The 344-nt window shown below is 52.0% G+C and carries 4 tRNA genes; all 4 read left to right on the plus strand.

Annotated features, from left to right (window positions below):
• Positions 1-14 precede the first annotated feature (14 nt).
• Positions 15-89, plus strand: a tRNA-Gln gene (locus IEX98_RS17755).
• A gap of 7 nt (positions 90-96) precedes the next feature.
• A tRNA-Gly gene (locus IEX98_RS17760) sits at positions 97-171 on the plus strand.
• Between the two features lie 8 nt (positions 172-179).
• Positions 180-253, plus strand: a tRNA-Cys gene (locus IEX98_RS17765).
• 18 nt (positions 254-271) lie between these two features.
• Positions 272-344, plus strand: a tRNA-Arg gene (locus tag IEX98_RS17770).

The following is a 344-nucleotide window of genomic DNA, read 5'->3' on the forward strand; positions in this document are numbered from 1 at the left end:
ATTTTAATTGTCATTGGGGATTAGCCAAGCGGTAAGGCAACGGACTTTGACTCCGTCATTCTCAGGTTCGATCCCTGAATCCCCAGCCATTATTTTGCGGAAGTGGCTCAGCGGTAGAGCATCGCCTTGCCAAGGCGAGGGTCGCGGGTTCGATTCCCGTCTTCCGCTCCATATTTTATGGCGCCATAGCCAAGCGGTAAGGCAGAGCTCTGCAAAAGCTCTACCCCCAGTTCGAGTCTGGGTGGCGCCTCCACAATTTCATAAGTATTTTGCGGCCTTAGCTCAGCTGGATAGAGCGTTTGACTACGAATCAAAAGGTCAGGAGTTCGAATCTCTTAGGCCGC

The sequence above is a fragment of the Paenibacillus radicis (ex Gao et al. 2016) genome (genome assembly GCF_014641555.1).
Classification (GTDB): domain Bacteria; phylum Bacillota; class Bacilli; order Paenibacillales; family Paenibacillaceae; genus Pristimantibacillus; species Pristimantibacillus radicis.